Genomic DNA, 15,890 nt, shown 5'->3' on the forward strand with positions numbered 1-15,890 from the left:
TACCCAGGCACCCGTTCTACGTACGCGCCAGCCCCCTCAACCAAAGGGGCGAGTTGACGCGGCCATCGCTCGTATAAGTTCGAATCTCAGCGCGAGTTCCCCCCTTGGAAAAGGGGCAGGGGGGATTTGCTGTTAGCCGTTAACCCGCCGAACCTCACGGATTGCGCGGGTGGTTCAACACCAGCCAGTACAGGCCGACTTGTTTGACCGCCCATACGAACTGCTCGAAATCCACCGGCTTCTGGATGTAGCTGTTGACCCCGAGCGCGTAGCTCGCCTCGACGTCGAAGGGCTCGGTGCTGGTGGTCAGCACCACCACCGGCAGCGTGCGGGTGGGCTCGTGGGCGCGGATCGCCTGCAACACTTCGCGGCCGTCGACCTTCGGTAGATTGAGGTCGAGCAGGACGATCGAGGGCAGGTCGTTGGGGTCGCGATCGGAATAACGGCCACGGGCGAACAGGTAATCCAGCGCCTCGGCGCCGTCGCCCATCACCACCAGCCTGTTGGCGATCTTGGCCTCGTCGAAGGCGAGCCGGGTCAGCTCGACATCGTCGGGATTGTCTTCGACCAGCAGGATTTCCTTATGCATCTGGGTTTTCCTCGCCTGTCGCGGCGACAGGCAATTCCACTATGAAAGTACTGCCCGCACCGGGCTGCGAATGAGCGCGCAGCTCGCCGCGGTGGCGTTCGACCACGCGGCGCGCGATCGCCAGGCCCAAACCGTGACCGCCGCCCTGGTCCGGCCCGTGCAGGCGCTGGAAGGGCTCGAACAGCTTGTGAGCATATCGCATGTCGAAACCGGCCCCGTGGTCGCGGATGGTCAGCAGCAGACGGCCCGCGACGGTCTCGCCGCTGACCTCGATGCGCACCGGTTCGACCTGGCCCTCGCGCTCGCACGAAAACTTCCATGCGTTGTGCATGAGCTGGTTCAACATCAGCTTGAGCAAGCGTTCGTCGCCTTCGACCTGCAGGCCGGGCTGGACCGAAACTTCGCCGCGATGGCGCGGATCGGCGTCCTGCAGCTCGGCGCCGACCCAGTCGGCGAGCAGGCTCAGGTCGACCGGCGCGACCCGCATCTCGGCGCGGGTCACGTGCGACAACTCGGTCAGCGCCGCGAGCAGACTGGTCATGCGCGAGGCCGCGGCGCGGATGCGCCCCAGGTAATCGCGATCGGTCTCGTTCAAGCGTTCGATCGCGCGTTCGCTGAGCAGGGCGGAGAAACTTTCGATCGAGCGCAGCGGCGCGCGCAGGTCGTGGGCGACCGCGTCGGCGAACAGCTGCAACTGGCGGTTGGAGGCGTCGAGCGCGGCGCCGCGTTCCTCGATGCGGGCGCTCAGGGCGATGCCGGCCTCGCGCTCGCCGCGGATGTCGCGCATGTGCGAGATGAAGTACTGCGGCGCGCCGGACTCGTCGCGCATCACCGCGACGTTGAGCTGCACCCAGACCTCGCTGCCGTCGCGATGCACGTAGCGCTTGTGCTCGTCGACCGAGGCCAGGCTGCCGTTGACCAACGCGGTGACCAGGTTGTTGCTGATCGCCAGATCGTCGGGGTGGGTCACTTCGCTGTAGTGATGGCCGCGCAACTCGTCTTCGCGATAGCCCAGCATCGCGCACAGCGCCGGATTGATTTCCAGCCAGATGCCCTCGATCGAAACGATGGCCATGCCGATGTTCGACGCGGCCATGGCCTGCCGGAACCGATCGTCGCCCATCTTCGACGCCACCGCAGCGGTGGCGTGGTCGGCGGTGGTCGTGGCGCGCGGTAGGCTCATCGGTGCAGGGGCAAGGGTCTTCGGCGGATTATGTGACCGGGGAGTGTATCCGCCCGGCTCGTGACGGCACGGTGGACGGTCGCATACGGCGCCGACACAGCCAAGTCGAGCACAATGCCGGCATGGATTTTCCTCAGATCGCCTTCCTGCTGATACTGGGCGCAGCACTGTATCTGTTCATCAGCGAGCGCCTGCGGGTCGACGTGACCGCCATGTTGACCCTGCTGGCGCTGGTGTTGACCGGCGTGCTCGACGCCAAACAGGCCTTGTCGGGCTTCGCCAGCGAGCCGGCGATCATCGTCGCGGCGGTGTTCGTGATCTCCGGCGGCCTGGCCGCGACCGGCATCACCGAGCGCCTGGGCCAGTGGATCGGCGACGCCTCCGGCAAAAGCGAGAGCCGCGCGATCGCGGTGACCATGCCCGCGGTGGCGGCGCTGTCCTCGTTCACCCACCACGTCATGGTCACGGCGATGATGCTGCCGATCCTGACCCGCTTCGCCAAGGCGCGCGGGCTGTCGGTGTCGCGCCTGCTCATGCCGATGTCGTTCGCGGCGTCGCTGGGCACCACCCTGACCCTGGTCAGCGCGCCGGCCTTCCTGCTCGCCGACAACCTCATCGAACGCACTGGCGCACCGGGCCTGGGCATTTTCTCGATCACCCCGATCGGCCTGGCCCTGGTCGGGCTGGGCGTGGTCTATATGCTCGCCACGCGCTGGCTGTTGCCCAAGCGCAGCGGCGAGCACGGCGACGACGGCTATCTGCGCCTGGACCGTTATCGCACCGAGCTGTTGATCGTCGAAGGCTCGCGATGGAGCACGCGCCCGCTGGCCGAGTTGCAGAAAGCCCTCGGCGACCGCTTCGTCCTGACCGGTTGGCTGCGCGACGGCCAACGCCGCCAGGACCTCGGCCCGAGCAGTCCGCTGATCAGCGGCGACATCCTGCTGCTCGAAGCTTCGGCCGACGCCTTCGCCTCGCTGCACGACGACAGCGGGCTCGATCTGAATGCGATCGCGCGCTTCGGCGACAGCGTCACCGGCCACGGCGACGGCGAACCGCAGCTGGTCCAGGCAGTGGTCGCGCCGGGCTCGGAATTCATCGGACGCAGCGTGCGCGAACTCGATTTCGCGCGCCGCTTCCAAGCCGTCATCGCCGGCCTGTGGCGCCGCCAGGGCGCGGTCGCGCCGCGCCTGTCGGACGCACGCCTGCGCGAAGGCGACCTGTTGGTGCTGTGGGGCCGGCCCTCGCGTTTCGCCGAGCTGGCCGCGCACCACGGCTTCCTGATGCTGGTGCCGTTCGCCGGCGAAGCGCGCCGCCGCATCCGCGCGCCGCTGGCGCTGGCGATCCTTGCCGCGACCGTGATCGCCGCGGCCACCGAATGGCTGCCGGCGTCGCTCGCCTTCCTGTTGGGCGCCGTGGCGATGGTCGCCACGCGCTGCGTCGACGTCGAACAGGCGTATCGCGAGATCGACGTGCGCATCTTCGTGATGATCGCCGGGGTGATCCCGCTCGGCGTGGCGATGGAACAGACCGGGACCGCGCAATTGCTCGCGCAGGGTCTGTTGCACGTGGTCGCGGGCTGGTCGCCGCTGGCGATCCTGCTGGTGATGTTCGCCTCCGCCGCCTTGCTGACACAGATCCTTTCCGACGCCGCCACCACCGTACTGCTCGGCCCGATCGCGATTTCGCTGGCGCAATCGCTGGGTCTGCCGCCGACGCCGTTCGTGGTCTGCACCGCGCTCGGCGCGGTGGCCGCTTTCCTGACCCCGATCGGCCATCACGGCAATCTGTTGATCCTCGGGCCGGGCCAATACCGCTTCAACGACTTCCTGCGCATCGGTTTGCCGCTGACCATCATGGTCGCCCTGATCAGCGCCTGGATGGCGCGCTGGCTGTGGCTCGACGGGCCGTTGTGGCCGTTGTCGTCCTGACGGCGGCGGTGCGTTCGCCGGCGCATCCTTCGGCTGCGTTTCGACGATGCGCCACGGCCTCGCAGGCCGGCGGCCACATCGCAATCGCCATGGGCGGCCCGCTCGCGCTCGAAGGGTAGGGAATTTCCTACGCCACGTTCGGCGATCCACTGAGAGCAATCGGTCACAGCTTGCCTCAACTTACCCAGGCCCCGGCAGCGCGACGAGTGCGTTGGCAAGGAAGCCGCTCAGCAAAGGATCGGTCGCCGCCTTGAGCAAGCGGTCCAGCTGGGCCGGGGCCCTTCTTCCTTTCGATTCCTCCGAATCCAGGCGCGGTCATGCGTTACACGGTGCAACTGAGCGAATCCGATTACCAAGGCCGTCGCCTTTCCTGCGACGTCGCCGACGAATGCTTCAACGATGCCATCCAGGCCTCGCAAGCGGCCAAGACCGAGGCCTTCCACCTGACCGTGCAGCTCGGCCTGCCGGTCGCCATCCGCATCTTCGAAGACAGCCGCATCTACCTGTCGCACATCATGCCGGCGCCGCAGCGCTGAGGGTGGGCGTCGCGGATCGCCTCGGAGCTTCGAAGCCTCCTGTAGGAGCTGCGTAAGCTGCGACCGCGGGCCTGCGGCCAGCTGCGCAGGTGCGGGCGACTGCGCGGTCGCGACTTGCGTCGCTCCTACCCTGTAGCAGCAGATCGTCTCGGAGCTTCGAAGCCTCTTGTAGGAGCTGCGCAAGCTGCGACTGCGGGCCTTCGACCAGCCGCGCAGACACGGGCAACTATGCGGTCGCGACTTGCGTCGCTCCTACCCTGAAGCAGCAGCTCGCCTCGAAAGCCCGAAGCCTCTTGTAGGAGCTGCGCAAGCTGCGACCGCGGGCCTGCTGCCAGCGGCGCAAACACGGGCGACTGCGTAGTCGCGACTTGCGTCGCTCCTACCCTGAAGCAACAGATCGCCTCGAAGCTTCGAAGCCTCTTGTAGGAGCTGCGCAAGCTGCGACCGCGGGCCTTCGGCCACCGGCGCAAACACGGGCGACTGCGCGGTCGCGACTCGCGTCGCTCCTACCCTGTAGCAGCAGATCGTCTCGAAGCTTCGAAGCCTCCTGTAGGAGCCGCGCAAGCTGCGACCGCGAACCCGACGCCAAGACGAAGATACGGGCCGAATCCCCCATCTGCCACATGCGATTCGTTACCCGCCCGCAATACCGTCTCATCATCGAAGGCATCGCGCACGCGCACGAACACGCGCGAACCCAGACACATGCCACGCGCACCGCACGCGACACGCCACACACTCTGACGCGCATCTCAATTCGCATACGCGATACGCGTCGCCGCTGCTGCGCAGGTAGGGGGTCGTTACCCGAGCGCGTTCCCATCTATGGGGAGGGGCCGAAGAAGACGAGCCGCCGCCTGCGACGAATCGTCTTCGGGGCATACACGACCTCTGCCGCAATGCACGACACCGCTTCGCGACTGCGTTCGCGCGGCGGCTCTTGGCTGGTCTTTTCTTATTTCGATCTACGACTCGGAGAAACCGCATGTCCATGAAACAACGTGTCCTGACCGCTTCGATCCTGCTGGCGGTGACCGGCACCACCGCGACCGCGCTGGTCACCGCGCAGCACTACCGCGATGCCGGCAAGGCATCGGCGCACGCCGGCGGCAACGCCGCGAACGCATCGGCGACGGCATCGGCCAAGACGGCCGCTGCCGCGCGCACGCCGGGCTTCGCACTGGCGCCGACCGTCTCCGGCGCCACGTCCGGCGCACAACTCGCCCAGCATCCGGCGGTGGCGCGCGCACGCGAACAGCTGCTCGCGCAGAAGCTGCGCGGCGCCGCGGCGCAGGCCGACCGCGAGGCGATCGACGCCGAGCAATACCTGCCGCGCGACGTCATCGTCGAAGCCGACGGCAGCGAGCACGTGCGTTTCAATCGCGATTACCAGGGCCTGCCGGTGATCGGCGGCGACCTGGTCACGCACATGAAGGACGGCCTGTTGACCTCGGTCAGCAAGACCCTGGACCTCAAGCTCGGCCAGGGCGGCGCCAAGGCGCCGAAGCTGTCGGTGGCGCAGGCGGTGACCGACGCCGGCGTGCATTTCGCCGGCCGTTTCATGGATAAGCCGACCTCGCGCATGGTGTATTTCGCCAAGGACAACCAGCCGAAACTCGCGTATGAAGTGACCTTCCGCGGCCTCAACAAGGCCGATCGCCCGGTCCACGACATGATCTATGTCGATGCCGACAACGGCGCTTTGCTCGGCCGCGACAGCAAGATCTACAGCGCCGAAGCGGCGCAGGGCGAAGGCTTCACCATCACCCGCGGCAAGGTCGCGATCTCGACCAGCAAGGTCGGCGCCGAGGAAAGCAACGGCCGCGGCGCGGGCTATCTGCTGCGCGACGACAAGCGCGGCGGCGGCACCTTGCACAACACCGGCGGCACGGTGGTCGATCTGTATTTCGGCGGCGGCGATTTCACCGCACCGCCGATGTTCGACAAGGACAACGTCTGGGGCAACGAGCAGATGTCCAACATCGAGCGCACCGGCGTGGAAGCCCACTACGGCGTGTCCAAGACCTGGGACTACTACAAGAAGCTGTACGACCGCGTCGGCATCTTCGGCGACAGCAAGGGCGTGGAAAGCTTCGTCAACGTGACCTTCTCGATCTTCTACTTCATCGACGCCGGCGGCACCAACGCGTTCTGGGACGGCGAGGCCAAGCGCATGGTCTACGGCAACGGCGACTACGGCATTTCCAATCCGGTGGTGGCGCTCGACGTCGCCGGCCACGAGATGTCGCACGGCGTGACCCAGGCGACCTCGAACCTGGCCTATGCCGGCGACGCCGGCGGCCTCAACGAAGCCACCTCCGACATCCACGGCACCCTGGTCGAGTTCTTCGACAACAGCCCGAAGGATCCGCCGGATTACCTGATCGGCGAGAACGTCATGCTCGACGGCACGCCGCTGCGCTACATGTTCAAGCCCAGCCTCGACGTCGCCGAAGACGGCAGCGGCTCCTTCGATTGCTACCCGGCCGGCGGCTTCACCGACGAAGATCCGCACTACACCTCCGGCGTCGGCAACCACTTCTTCTATTTGCTTGCCGAAGGACAGAAGGTGCCGAGGTCGCATCGCAAGACCCTGCTGCCGGCCGACCTGGTCTGCAACGGCGCGACCGGGCTCAAGGGCATCACCCCGAACACCGCCGGTCAGATCTGGTACCGCGCCAACACCTTGTACCTGACCTCGCAGTCGTCCTACCCGCAGGCGCGCGAAGCCACCCAGACCGCGGCCCAGGACCTGGTCGACAAGGGTCTGCTGAAGGCCAGCGTGGTGAAGTCGGTGGCCTGCGCCTGGGAAGCGGTCAACGTCTCGCTGCCGGAAGGCTCGAGCGGACTGCGCTGCAAGGGCTGATCCGCACCGCTTCGGTTGAGTAGTCCAGCTTCGTAGTGGTTACGGCCTCCGTCGCGCGAAAGCGCGGCGGGGGCCGTTTTAGTTCGACCTTGCCGAGTCGCGAGACGGACCGATCAGGCGGTGCGGCCGCTCACTCCGCGCTCGGCGGCACCGCGAAATACACGCCTTCGAGACTGCCGTTGTGACCGCAGTAGTCGGGACCGAGCAACGCTTTGCCGCCCGCATCCAGCGCCTGCACGCGCAAGGCCGCGCCTTCGCGGGTCAGCTTCAGGGAACTGCGCTCGCCGCCCTCGACCTGCACGGTCAATGCCGCGCCGACGCTGCGCCCGCTGCCGCTGGCATCGCAGAGCCAGCGGCCATCGAGCGGATGCGCGGCATTCGCCTCGACTTTCAAACGGCCGGCACCGTCGTCGACCACGTCGATGCCGCCGGCGAGGTTACGCCAGCTGCCGATCAGTCCGGCCGGCGGCTGCGCACGTATCTGCGACAACGTGCGCGCGCGGTCATCGAGCAAAGCCTTGAGCGACTGCGTCCGGTTCGCCGCGCTGGCGTTGTCGTAGGCCGCGTCGCGCACGCCGATGAACCAGCGTTGGTCCTCGCGCAGTCCGCTCGCGGCTTTGGAATCGAGCGATTTGCGCAAGCGCTCGTAAGCGCGGCCGACCGCGGCGTCGGCACGGGCCAGGCCGTCGTTTCTGCAGATCGCTTTCTCGACAGCGCTGGCGGCCTTGGCGCAATCGAAAGAGGGCTTCGCCGAAGCGGGCGGGGCGGCGAACGCCGAAGCCGAAGCCATGAGCGTTACAGCGAGCACGGCGGAAGAGGCGAGGGTGGGTGACGTCACGGCGGCGGGGTCCTGGGCTGCGTGGAGGAGGGGCATTGCGGAATCGGCGACGGCTTCATCGACGACGGCATCGACACGGGCGTCGCGCAAGCCGTCGGCCTTTGCGGACACAGCTTGCTCGCGAATGCCGTCGTTCTCCAGCGGCTGCATTGGATTGCGCGCTGTGCGATGACCTCAACGACGGCGTGCCGTCGGTTCGTTCGCGGTCATGCGATCGGTTGGTGCACGAACAGATGTTCGTCGATGAAGTCCAGAAACACCCGCAGCTTCGGCGAGATATGCCGGTGCGCCGGCCACAGCGCCCAGAATTGCCCGCACTGGGTCTCGAAGCCCGGCAACACGCGCCGCAACTGTCCGCTGGCGAGCCGGTCGCGGACCAGGAAATCCACGGTGTAGACGATGCCCAGCCCGTGCACCGCGGCCAGCACCGCCGCTTCGCTGTTGTTGCAGATCAACGCCGGCGGCAGGTGCGGCGGCGCTTCGCCGGGCTCGAGCCGCAGCGACCATTCCTGCACTTTGCCGCTGTTGGCGAAGCGGAAGTGGATGCAGTCGTGCGCTTCCAGGTCGGCCGGCAGGCGCGGTTCGCCGCGCCGCGCGAGGTAGTCGGGCGAGGCGCACAACATGAAGCAGAACGGGCCGAGCCGGCGCGCACGCAGCCGCGAGTCGGGCATGTCGCCGCTGCGGATCACCACGTCGAAACCGCCGTCGATCACGTCGACCAGTTGGTCGTCGAAATCCAGCTCCAGCTCGACCTCGGGATAACGCGCGCGGAATTCGCCCAGCACCGGCACCAGGAAGCGATAGCCCGCGGTCGGCAGGCCCACCCGCAAGCGTCCGCGCGGCGCCTGCATCGCATGGGTCAACATCGCTTCGGCTTCGTCGAGTTCGTCGAGCAAGGGGCGGCAGCGCTCGTAGAACATGCGGCCCTCTTCGGTCAGACGCACGTTGCGGGTGTTGCGCTGGAGCAGGCGCACGCCGAGTTGCTGTTCGAGCTTGGCCACGCTCTTGCCGACCGCCGAGGCGGACACGCCGATCTGGCGCCCGGCGGCGACGAAGCTGCGGGTCTCGGCGGTGCGGACGAAGGCGAGCAAGCTGCCGAGCTTGTCCATGGGGCGGTCCGGTGGCGGCAATTGCGGACAATTGTTCCATAAAGCACGGATCGGGCCGATGTTTTTCCGCAATTGCGGCGCTTCTACCCTGGCGGCCTGCCCCCTCGCGCGACTCACCCATGCCTCCTTCCGACCCCGCAGCCGACGCCTCCGGCCGCCTCGACCGTTTCCTGATCCTCGGCGCCGTGTGCCTGGCCGGGCTGGTGTTGCCGCTGAGCTTCACCGGCCCGCCGGTGGCGATTCCGGCCATCGCCGCCGAACTCGGCGGCAGCCCGGTCGCGCTGAACTGGATGACCAACGCCTTCATGCTGGCCTTCGGCAGTTGCCTGATGGCAGCCGGCACGCTCGCCGACACCTATGGCCGCAAGCGCATCTTCGCCATCGGCATCGTGTCCTATGCGGTGGTGTCGCTGCTGTTGGCGCTGGCGCCGAACCTGGCGACGCTCAATGCCCTGCGCATCGTCCAGGGCATCGCCGCCGCACTCGCCCTGGCCGGCGGCAACGCCGCGCTGTCGCAGGAGTTCCACGGCCCCGGACGCATCCGCGCCTTCAGTCTGCTGGGGACGAGTTTCGGCCTCGGCCTGGCGTTCGGACCCAGCCTTGCCGGCTGGCTGGTGCAGGCGCAGGGCTGGCGCGCGGTGTTCCTGTCGAGCCTGGTGATCGCCGCGCTGGCCACCGTGTTCGGCCTGCCGCGCATGCGCGAGTCGCGCGATCCCGCCGCGACCGGCCTGGACTGGCGCGGCAGCCTCAGTTCGACGGCGATGCTCGCGCTGTTGACGGTCGGCGTACTGGAAGCGCCCGAGCGCGGCTGGAGCGATCCCTGGGTGCTCGCCGCCCTGGCCGGCGCGGCCTTGTTGCTGGCGCTGTTCGTGCGCGTGGAGACGCGGGCAGCGCGGCCGATGCTCGACCTCAGCCTGTTCCGCCTGCCGCGTTTCGTCGGCGCGCAGTTGCTGCCGATCGGCACCGGCCTGTGCTACCTGGTGTTGATCATCGTGCTGCCGGTGCGTTTGATCGGCATCCACGGCCACAGTGCGCTCGACGCCGGCCTGTTGATGATCGCCTTGTCGGCGCCGATGCTGGTGGTGCCGATCCTGGCCGCGGTGCTGAGCCATCGCATCGCCGCCGGCGCCTTATGCGGCGCCGGCCTGTCGCTCGCCGCCGTCGGCCTGGTCTGGCTCGGTGCGATCGCCGGCGACGCCTCGCCGGCGCAGTTGATCGCGCCGATGCTGTTGATCGGCACCGGTTCGGCCGTGCCCTGGGGCCTGATGGACGGGCTGGCGATCAGCGTGGTGCCGAAGGAACGCGCCGGCATGGCCGCCGGCGTGTTCGGCGCCAGCCGCGTGTCCGGCGAAGGCCTCGCCATCGCGGTCGCCGCCGCGGCCCTGGCCAGCCTGCTCAAGCTGCGTCTGCACAGCCTGGGCGCGGTCGACGGCCACGCCCTCGTCCAGGCGGCGCAACGCCTGGCCACCGGCGACGCCGCGCGCGCGCAGGCGCTGTTGCCCGCGCTCGACCCCGCCTTGCTGCTGCGCAGTTACGACGAGGCCTTCGCCTGGCTGATGTACGGCCTGGCCGGCGTCACCGCGGCGATCGCCTGGCTCGCCTATGCCTTGCTCGGCAACGCCTCGGCGCACGAGCCGGCGGCTGTGCTGGATGCGGCCGGCGAGGACATCGGTGCAGCGGCACCGGCTCGCGAAGCCGCGTGCTGAGTACGGCCGTGCCGCAGTATTCGCCGCCGATGCCGGCTCAGAACAATTCCAACTGCGGGGTCGGCTTGCGCGGGGCGACGAACTGGCTCGTGTCCAGGGCCGGCAGCCGCCCATAGCCGTGCTTGCGCCAGGCCTTGTGGAAACGCTGTCCGATCAGCTGCGCGAACGGGCCTTCGCCGCGCATGCGCTTGCCGAACGCGCTGTCGTAATCCTTGCCGCCGCGCATCTGCTGGATCAGGCTCATCACGTGCGCGGCGCGGTCGGGGTAGTGCAGTTGCAGCCAATCGCGCCAGACCTGCTTGAGTTCGTGCGGCAGGCGCAGCAGCACATAGCCGGCCGCGCGCGCGCCGGCCTCGTGCGCGGCGGCGAGGATCTGCTCGAGCTCGCCGTCGTTGATCATCGGGATGGTCGGCGCGACCAGCACGCCGACCGGCACGCCGGCTTCGGCGAGGGTGCGCATGGCCTTGAGCCGCGAATGCGGCGCCGAGGCTCTCGGCTCCATCTTCGCCGAGAGCTGGTTGTCCAAGGTGGTGACCGAGAAATACACCGACACCAGGCGGCGCCGCGCCATCGAGGCCAGCACTTCGACGTCGCGCACGATCGAGGCGTTCTTGGTGATCATGCTGAAGGGATGCGAGCAGGCGTCCAGCACGTCCATGACGCCGCGGGTGATGCGGTAACGTCGCTCGATCGGCTGGTAGGCATCGGTGTTGATGCCGAGCGCGATTGGCGCGCACTGGTAGCCGGGGCGGGCGAGTTCGTTCTGCAGGCGTTCGGCGGCGTTGACCTTGGCGAACAGCCGGGTCTCGAAATCCAGGCCCGGCGACAGTTCCAGGTAGGCATGCGAGGGCCGCGCGAAGCAGTACACGCAACCGTGTTCGCAGCCGCGATAAGGATTGACCGACTGGCTGAAGCCGATGTCGGGCGAATCGTTGCGGGTGATGATGCTGCGCGCGGTTTCCTCGCGCACCTGGGTGTCCGGGCGCGAGTTCGCATCGGCGTCTTCGTAGACCGAGCCCCAGCCGTCGTCCTCGCCCTGGACGGTGGTGACGGCGTAGCGCCCGGCCACGTACGACGCCGCACCGCGGCCCTTGAAGGCAGTCGGCTGGATCGAGAGTCGGGCTTTGCGCGCAGCGTCCATCCGCGCAGCCTACGCCGGCGCCGTCGCAGGTTTCGCGACGCCGCCGGATCGCTCGGTTCCGCTGCTGCGTCGCCTGCCGGCTGAATGCGCCAGGGAGCAGCCCGAGCGCCGCATTCCGTGCCGCGTGGTGCCCGCTGAGCGGCGCACCACGTTCGATGCCGGACTATTCGATCGCGAAGCTGGTGCTGACCGAGGCGCTGACGCTGATCTGGCCGACCGACAAAGTCTCGCCGTCGCCCGATTCGCCGCCGCCGCCACTGTTCTGCATGACGTTCTGCACCATCTGGCCGCCGCTCATGCCATTGCCCCAACGGCTGCCGCTGCGCCACCAGCCGCCGGAGTACGACTCCGACACGTTCAGCGCCGGCCCGCGCCGCACACCGAGCTCGGCCGCCAGCGCATCGGCTTTTTCCTTCGCCGCCTGCACCGCCAGGGCGCGCGCGGCATCGCGGTGTTTGCGCAGTTGCGAGGTGCGGAATTCGATGCCGTGGATGTACTGCACGCCGCTCGACAGCAACCCGGTCAGCACGTTCTCCAGGTCGCCGATGCGGCTCAGCTTGATGCCGATGCTTTTGCGCACGATGTAGATCTGCGGCTTGGTGAACGAATAGTCGGAGTGGTAGGTCGGCTCGATGCTGATGAAATCGGTCTGCATGTCCTTGTCGGGCACGCCGCTGCGCTTGAGAAACGCCAGCGCCTTGGCGACGTTCTCGTCGTTGCTGCGCTTGGCCTGGTCGAGCTGGGCATGCCGCGATTCGACGCCGACATCGAGCAGGATCAGGTCCGGCACGACCTTGACCTCGGCCGAACCCGATACGTTGATGCTGCGTTGTTCGGCCTCGGCGGCGAAGGCCGGCGACAAGGGCAGGGCGAGTAAAGCGGCGGCGATGAGGAACCGGTGAATCATGGGAATCCTTCCTGTGGTTCGGGCGGGCGATGCCGCATCCTACGTCGCCGGGTCGCGGCCGGTCTTTGCCGGCGTCGGCAGTCGCCGCCGCGATGCGGGCGGCGCCCGGGCTATGCCGGCCCCGGCCGGCGGGCTAGCCTAGGCCCGCGCGGCCGTGCCGGCGGCGCCGCTGCATCGATGGAGTTCCGACACGTGCTGGATCTGTTGCCCGACCTTTGGCGAGACCTGCTCGCCATTCCCCACCTCGGCCTGTATCTGACGATCGGCTGGGCGGTGTATCTGCTCGGGCTGGGTTTCTGGATCGTGTTGCAGAAGCGCGAGCCGGTGGCGACGATCAGCTGGCTGATCAGCCTGGCCGCGCTGCCCTACATCGGCTTCCTGATCTATTACTTCTTCGGCCCGTTGCGCATCCACCGCCAGCGCCTGCGCCGGGTGCGCGCCCGCGCCTCGCTGCCGGCGCCGCCGGCGGGTCTGACCCCGTCGCCGGAAGCGATCGAACTGGCCAAGCTCGGCCAGGCCACCACCGGCCTGCCGCCGACCACCGCGACCGACGTGCGCCTGCTGATCGACGGCGGCGCCAAGTACGCCGCGTTGCTGGCCGACATCGCCCAGGCGCGCGAGCACATCCACCTGGAGTACTACATCTATTTGCCCGATCGCACCGGCACCGCGCTGCGCGATGCCTTGATCGAGCGCGCCCGCGCCGGGGTCAAGGTGCGGCTGCTGATGGACGCGGTCGGCTCCGGCCAGACCTCGCGGCGCTTCCTCAAGCCCTTGCTCGAGGCCGGCGCCGAAGTGGCCTGGTTCCACCCGATGAAGCTGCGCTGGTTCTGGCGCCGGCCGTGGCTGAACCTGCGTACCCACCGCAAGATCGTCGTCATCGACGGCCGGGTGGGCTACACCGGCGGCATCAACATCACCGACGAAGAAGACGAGCGCCTGCGCGAGGACGCCTACCGGGATCTGCATCTGCGCCTGGAAGGCGACGTGGTGCGCGAGCTCGAACTGGTCTTCACCGAGGACTGGTGCTACGCCACCGGCCAGCCGCCACTGAAGATGCAACACCCGCCGCCGCAACCCGGGCGCGTGGCCTCGCAGGTCGTCAGTTCCGGGCCGGATTCGCCCTGGGAAGCCATCCACCGCGTCCACGTCGGCGCGATCCACGCCGCGCAGCGCAGGGTCTGGCTGGTCACGCCGTATTTCGTGCCGAGCGAGGCCGCACGCATGGCCCTGACCTCGGCCGCGCTCGGCGGGCTCGACGTGCGCCTGCTGGTGCCCAAGCTCAGCGACAGCCGCCTGGTGACGTATGCGGCGCGCTCCTACTTCGACGAATTGCTCGACGCCGGGGTGAAGATCCACGAGTACGGCCCGCGCATGCTGCACAGCAAGGCCCTGCTGTGCGACGACAAGATGGCGATCATCGGCAGCGCCAATTTCGATCACCGCAGCTTCCGCCTCAACTTCGAGATCTCGGTGATGTTCTACGACGAGCAGCTCGCCGGCGAGTTGGCGACCCTGATTCAGGAAGAGTGCTCGCGGGCCCCGCGGGTGCGCCCGGACCGTGAACGTTCGCTGTGGCGCGCGCGCCTCCCCGAGGCCCTGGCCCGGCTGGTTTCGCCGCTGCTCTAGCCGTTTGTGCCGCCGGTCGCATCCGCCGGCGCCCCCAGCTGCCGCCGCCGCGGGTGCGCGCTACACTCGGCCTGGACCCGGCCGGAACCCTCCGTACCGGCCCTCCAACGCCGATCCAGGCCGGCAGTTCCGTCTGGGGACCCGCCTATCCGGATCGGGATTTTTTCAGGGAGCACGCCGCAATGCCTTGGGTTTACCTGCTGCTGGCCGCCGCCGCCTTCGTACTGGCGTTGAAAACCACCTCGCCGGGGATCCTGGCCGTCAGCCTGTTGGCCGCACTCGGCCTGATGATCGCCGGCGTGATGAGTCTGCTCGCACGGCGCCTGGACAACACCAGCCGCGACGTGTCCTCGATCGTCGACCCGATGGAACTGCGTCGCCTGCGCGAGCAGGCCGAGGCGCGCAAGCTCGCCGCTTCGTCGCAGTCGGAATCCTCGCCGAACTGAAGCCGCGCGACGCCGCCAGTCCGGCCGCGCCGGACCGCACGCAATCCGGCGGCATCGCCTAGCCGAATGCCCGACCACTCGCCGTGCCTGACGCGGCGCGCTACGCTTCGCGTCATGACCGCCCTCAGTGTCAACGTCAATAAGATCGCCGTGCTGCGCAATTCGCGCGGCGGCGGCGAGCCCGATGTGCGCCGCGCCGCGCAAGCCTGCCTCGATGCAGGCGCCCACGGCATCACCGTGCACCCGCGTCCCGACGCCCGCCATATCCGCGCCGACGACGTCTACGCACTCGCCGAACTGACCCGCAGCCGCGGCGTCGAATTCAACATCGAAGGCAATCCGTTCGCACCGCCGCGCGCAGGCTACCCCGGCCTGCAGGCCCTGTGCCGCGCGACGCTTCCGGCCCAGGTCACCCTGGTGCCCGACGGCGACGACCAGCTCACTTCCGACCACGGCTTCGATTTCGAACGCGACGGCGAGCGGCTGCGCCCCTTGATAGCCGAACTCGCCGAGCTCGGCTGCCGCGTCAGCCTGTTCGCCGACGCCGACCGCGACGGCATCGAGCGCGCCGCCGAACTCGGCGCCGCACGGGTCGAGCTCTACACGGGTCCTTATGCCGAAGCCTTCGACGGCGGCGACCTCGATACCGCGTTGCTGACCTTCGCCGCCGCCGCCCGCCGCGCGCAAGCCGCCGGCCTGGGCGTCAACGCCGGCCACGACCTCAGCCAGGCCAACCTCGGCGCCTTCCTGCGAGGGGTCCCGAATGTCCTGGAAGTGTCGATCGGCCATGCCCTGATCGGCGAGGCCTTGTATCAAGGTTTGGATGCGACGGTGCGCGGGTATCTGGATGTGATCGCGAAGACGCGTTGAGCGGTTCGTAGTCTCGTAGCGGCGCGTGGGGAAGGCGCGGGGTGAGCCGCGACCGCGCTGCGAGGGTTCGCGGCGCCTCGCTAAAGCAAGATCAAGATCAAACGCCAAGAGCTTCCGCCACTAAAGCGGCGGGTTACTTTCT

The 15,890-nt window shown here is 68.3% G+C and carries 13 protein-coding genes; 7 read left to right on the plus strand and 6 right to left on the minus strand.

Features of this window, described 5'->3' with window-relative positions:
- Window positions 1–154: 154 nt before the first annotated feature.
- Complete coding sequence (locus EX88_RS0122915; RefSeq protein ID WP_031374300.1) at window positions 155–589, minus strand: response regulator; 435 nt, start codon at window positions 587–589, stop codon at window positions 155–157.
- Window positions 582–1,772 carry a sensor histidine kinase gene (locus tag EX88_RS24915; protein WP_051885461.1) on the minus strand — a complete coding sequence of 397 codons (1,191 nt, stop codon included), beginning with the start codon at window positions 1,770–1,772 and terminating at the stop codon, window positions 582–584. The genes EX88_RS0122915 and EX88_RS24915 overlap by 8 nt, the downstream gene beginning before the upstream one ends.
- A gap of 122 nt (window positions 1,773–1,894) precedes the next feature.
- Between EX88_RS24915 and EX88_RS0122925 the strand changes: the two genes are divergently transcribed.
- From EX88_RS0122925 to EX88_RS0122935, 3 genes are all read left to right on the plus strand, one after another.
- The gene (locus tag EX88_RS0122925) at window positions 1,895–3,700 is read left to right on the plus strand and encodes an SLC13 family permease (protein ID WP_031374302.1); all 1,806 of its coding nucleotides are present in this window, start codon (window positions 1,895–1,897) and stop codon (window positions 3,698–3,700) included.
- 317 nt (window positions 3,701–4,017) lie between these two features.
- Entirely contained in the window at window positions 4,018–4,236 is a 219-nt protein-coding gene (locus EX88_RS0122930) for a hypothetical protein (protein WP_031374303.1), read from the plus strand.
- 991 nt (window positions 4,237–5,227) lie between these two features.
- A complete protein-coding gene (locus EX88_RS0122935; RefSeq protein ID WP_051885462.1) occupies window positions 5,228–7,102 on the plus strand; it encodes a M4 family metallopeptidase in 1,875 nt (624 codons plus the stop codon).
- 130 nt (window positions 7,103–7,232) lie between these two features.
- On the opposite strand, the gene EX88_RS0122940 is transcribed toward EX88_RS0122935, so the two are convergent.
- A complete protein-coding gene (locus EX88_RS0122940; RefSeq protein WP_161786175.1) occupies window positions 7,233–7,940 on the minus strand; it encodes a lysozyme inhibitor LprI family protein in 708 nt (235 codons plus the stop codon).
- Between the two features lie 206 nt (window positions 7,941–8,146).
- A complete protein-coding gene (locus EX88_RS0122945; protein WP_031374306.1) occupies window positions 8,147–9,049 on the minus strand; it encodes a LysR family transcriptional regulator in 903 nt (300 codons plus the stop codon).
- 119 nt (window positions 9,050–9,168) lie between these two features.
- Between EX88_RS0122945 and EX88_RS0122950 the strand changes: the two genes are divergently transcribed.
- Window positions 9,169–10,755 carry an MFS transporter gene (locus EX88_RS0122950; protein WP_051885464.1) on the plus strand — a complete coding sequence of 529 codons (1,587 nt, stop codon included), beginning with the start codon at window positions 9,169–9,171 and terminating at the stop codon, window positions 10,753–10,755.
- A gap of 37 nt (window positions 10,756–10,792) precedes the next feature.
- On the opposite strand, the gene EX88_RS0122955 is transcribed toward EX88_RS0122950, so the two are convergent.
- Both EX88_RS0122955 and EX88_RS0122960 read right to left on the minus strand, forming a co-directional pair.
- Window positions 10,793–11,896: a PA0069 family radical SAM protein gene (locus tag EX88_RS0122955; RefSeq protein ID WP_051885465.1), complete on the minus strand. Its 1,104-nt coding sequence runs from the start codon at window positions 11,894–11,896 to the stop codon at window positions 10,793–10,795.
- Window positions 11,897–12,059: 163 nt separating this feature from the next.
- Window positions 12,060–12,803: an SIMPL domain-containing protein gene (locus EX88_RS0122960; RefSeq protein WP_031374309.1), complete on the minus strand. Its 744-nt coding sequence runs from the start codon at window positions 12,801–12,803 to the stop codon at window positions 12,060–12,062.
- Window positions 12,804–12,980: 177 nt separating this feature from the next.
- Here EX88_RS0122960 and cls point away from each other — a divergent pair, with 177 nt between their 5' ends.
- The 3 genes from cls to EX88_RS0122975 all read left to right on the plus strand — a co-directional run bounded on the left by cls (window position 12,981) and on the right by EX88_RS0122975 (window position 15,748).
- Window positions 12,981–14,432 (plus strand): cardiolipin synthase, encoded by a 1,452-nt coding sequence (gene cls / locus EX88_RS0122965; RefSeq protein ID WP_051885466.1) that lies wholly within the window; start codon window positions 12,981–12,983, stop codon window positions 14,430–14,432.
- A gap of 182 nt (window positions 14,433–14,614) precedes the next feature.
- Complete coding sequence (locus EX88_RS0122970; RefSeq protein ID WP_031374311.1) at window positions 14,615–14,878, plus strand: hypothetical protein; 264 nt, start codon at window positions 14,615–14,617, stop codon at window positions 14,876–14,878.
- A gap of 114 nt (window positions 14,879–14,992) precedes the next feature.
- Window positions 14,993–15,748, plus strand: a complete 756-nt coding sequence (locus EX88_RS0122975) for a pyridoxine 5'-phosphate synthase (protein WP_031374312.1) — start codon at window positions 14,993–14,995, stop codon at window positions 15,746–15,748.
- The last annotated feature ends 142 nt before the right edge of the window (window positions 15,749–15,890 follow it).

The organism is Lysobacter antibioticus (genome assembly GCF_000731095.1).
Lineage (GTDB): Bacteria > Pseudomonadota > Gammaproteobacteria > Xanthomonadales > Xanthomonadaceae > Lysobacter > Lysobacter antibioticus_B.

Bases quoted from the DNA above. Each gene is read 5' to 3' on its own strand.
- EX88_RS24915 (WP_051885461.1), bottom strand. From the start codon at position 1,772: ATGAGCCTACCGCGCGCCACGACCACCGCCGACCACGCCACCGCTGCG.
- EX88_RS0122935 (WP_051885462.1), top strand. From the start codon at position 5,228: ATGAAACAACGTGTCCTGACCGCTTCGATCCTGCTGGCGGTGACCGGC.
- EX88_RS0122925 (WP_031374302.1), top strand. From the start codon at position 1,895: ATGGATTTTCCTCAGATCGCCTTCCTGCTGATACTGGGCGCAGCACTG.
- EX88_RS0122955 (WP_051885465.1), bottom strand. From the start codon at position 11,896: ATGGACGCTGCGCGCAAAGCCCGACTCTCGATCCAGCCGACTGCCTTC.
- EX88_RS0122950 (WP_051885464.1), top strand. From the start codon at position 9,169: ATGCCTCCTTCCGACCCCGCAGCCGACGCCTCCGGCCGCCTCGACCGT.
- cls (WP_051885466.1), top strand. From the start codon at position 12,981: ATGGAGTTCCGACACGTGCTGGATCTGTTGCCCGACCTTTGGCGAGAC.
- EX88_RS0122970 (WP_031374311.1), top strand. From the start codon at position 14,615: ATGCCTTGGGTTTACCTGCTGCTGGCCGCCGCCGCCTTCGTACTGGCG.
- EX88_RS0122915 (WP_031374300.1), bottom strand. From the start codon at position 589: ATGCATAAGGAAATCCTGCTGGTCGAAGACAATCCCGACGATGTCGAG.
- EX88_RS0122930 (WP_031374303.1), top strand. From the start codon at position 4,018: ATGCGTTACACGGTGCAACTGAGCGAATCCGATTACCAAGGCCGTCGC.
- EX88_RS0122960 (WP_031374309.1), bottom strand. From the start codon at position 12,803: ATGATTCACCGGTTCCTCATCGCCGCCGCTTTACTCGCCCTGCCCTTG.
- EX88_RS0122975 (WP_031374312.1), top strand. From the start codon at position 14,993: ATGACCGCCCTCAGTGTCAACGTCAATAAGATCGCCGTGCTGCGCAAT.
- EX88_RS0122945 (WP_031374306.1), bottom strand. From the start codon at position 9,049: ATGGACAAGCTCGGCAGCTTGCTCGCCTTCGTCCGCACCGCCGAGACC.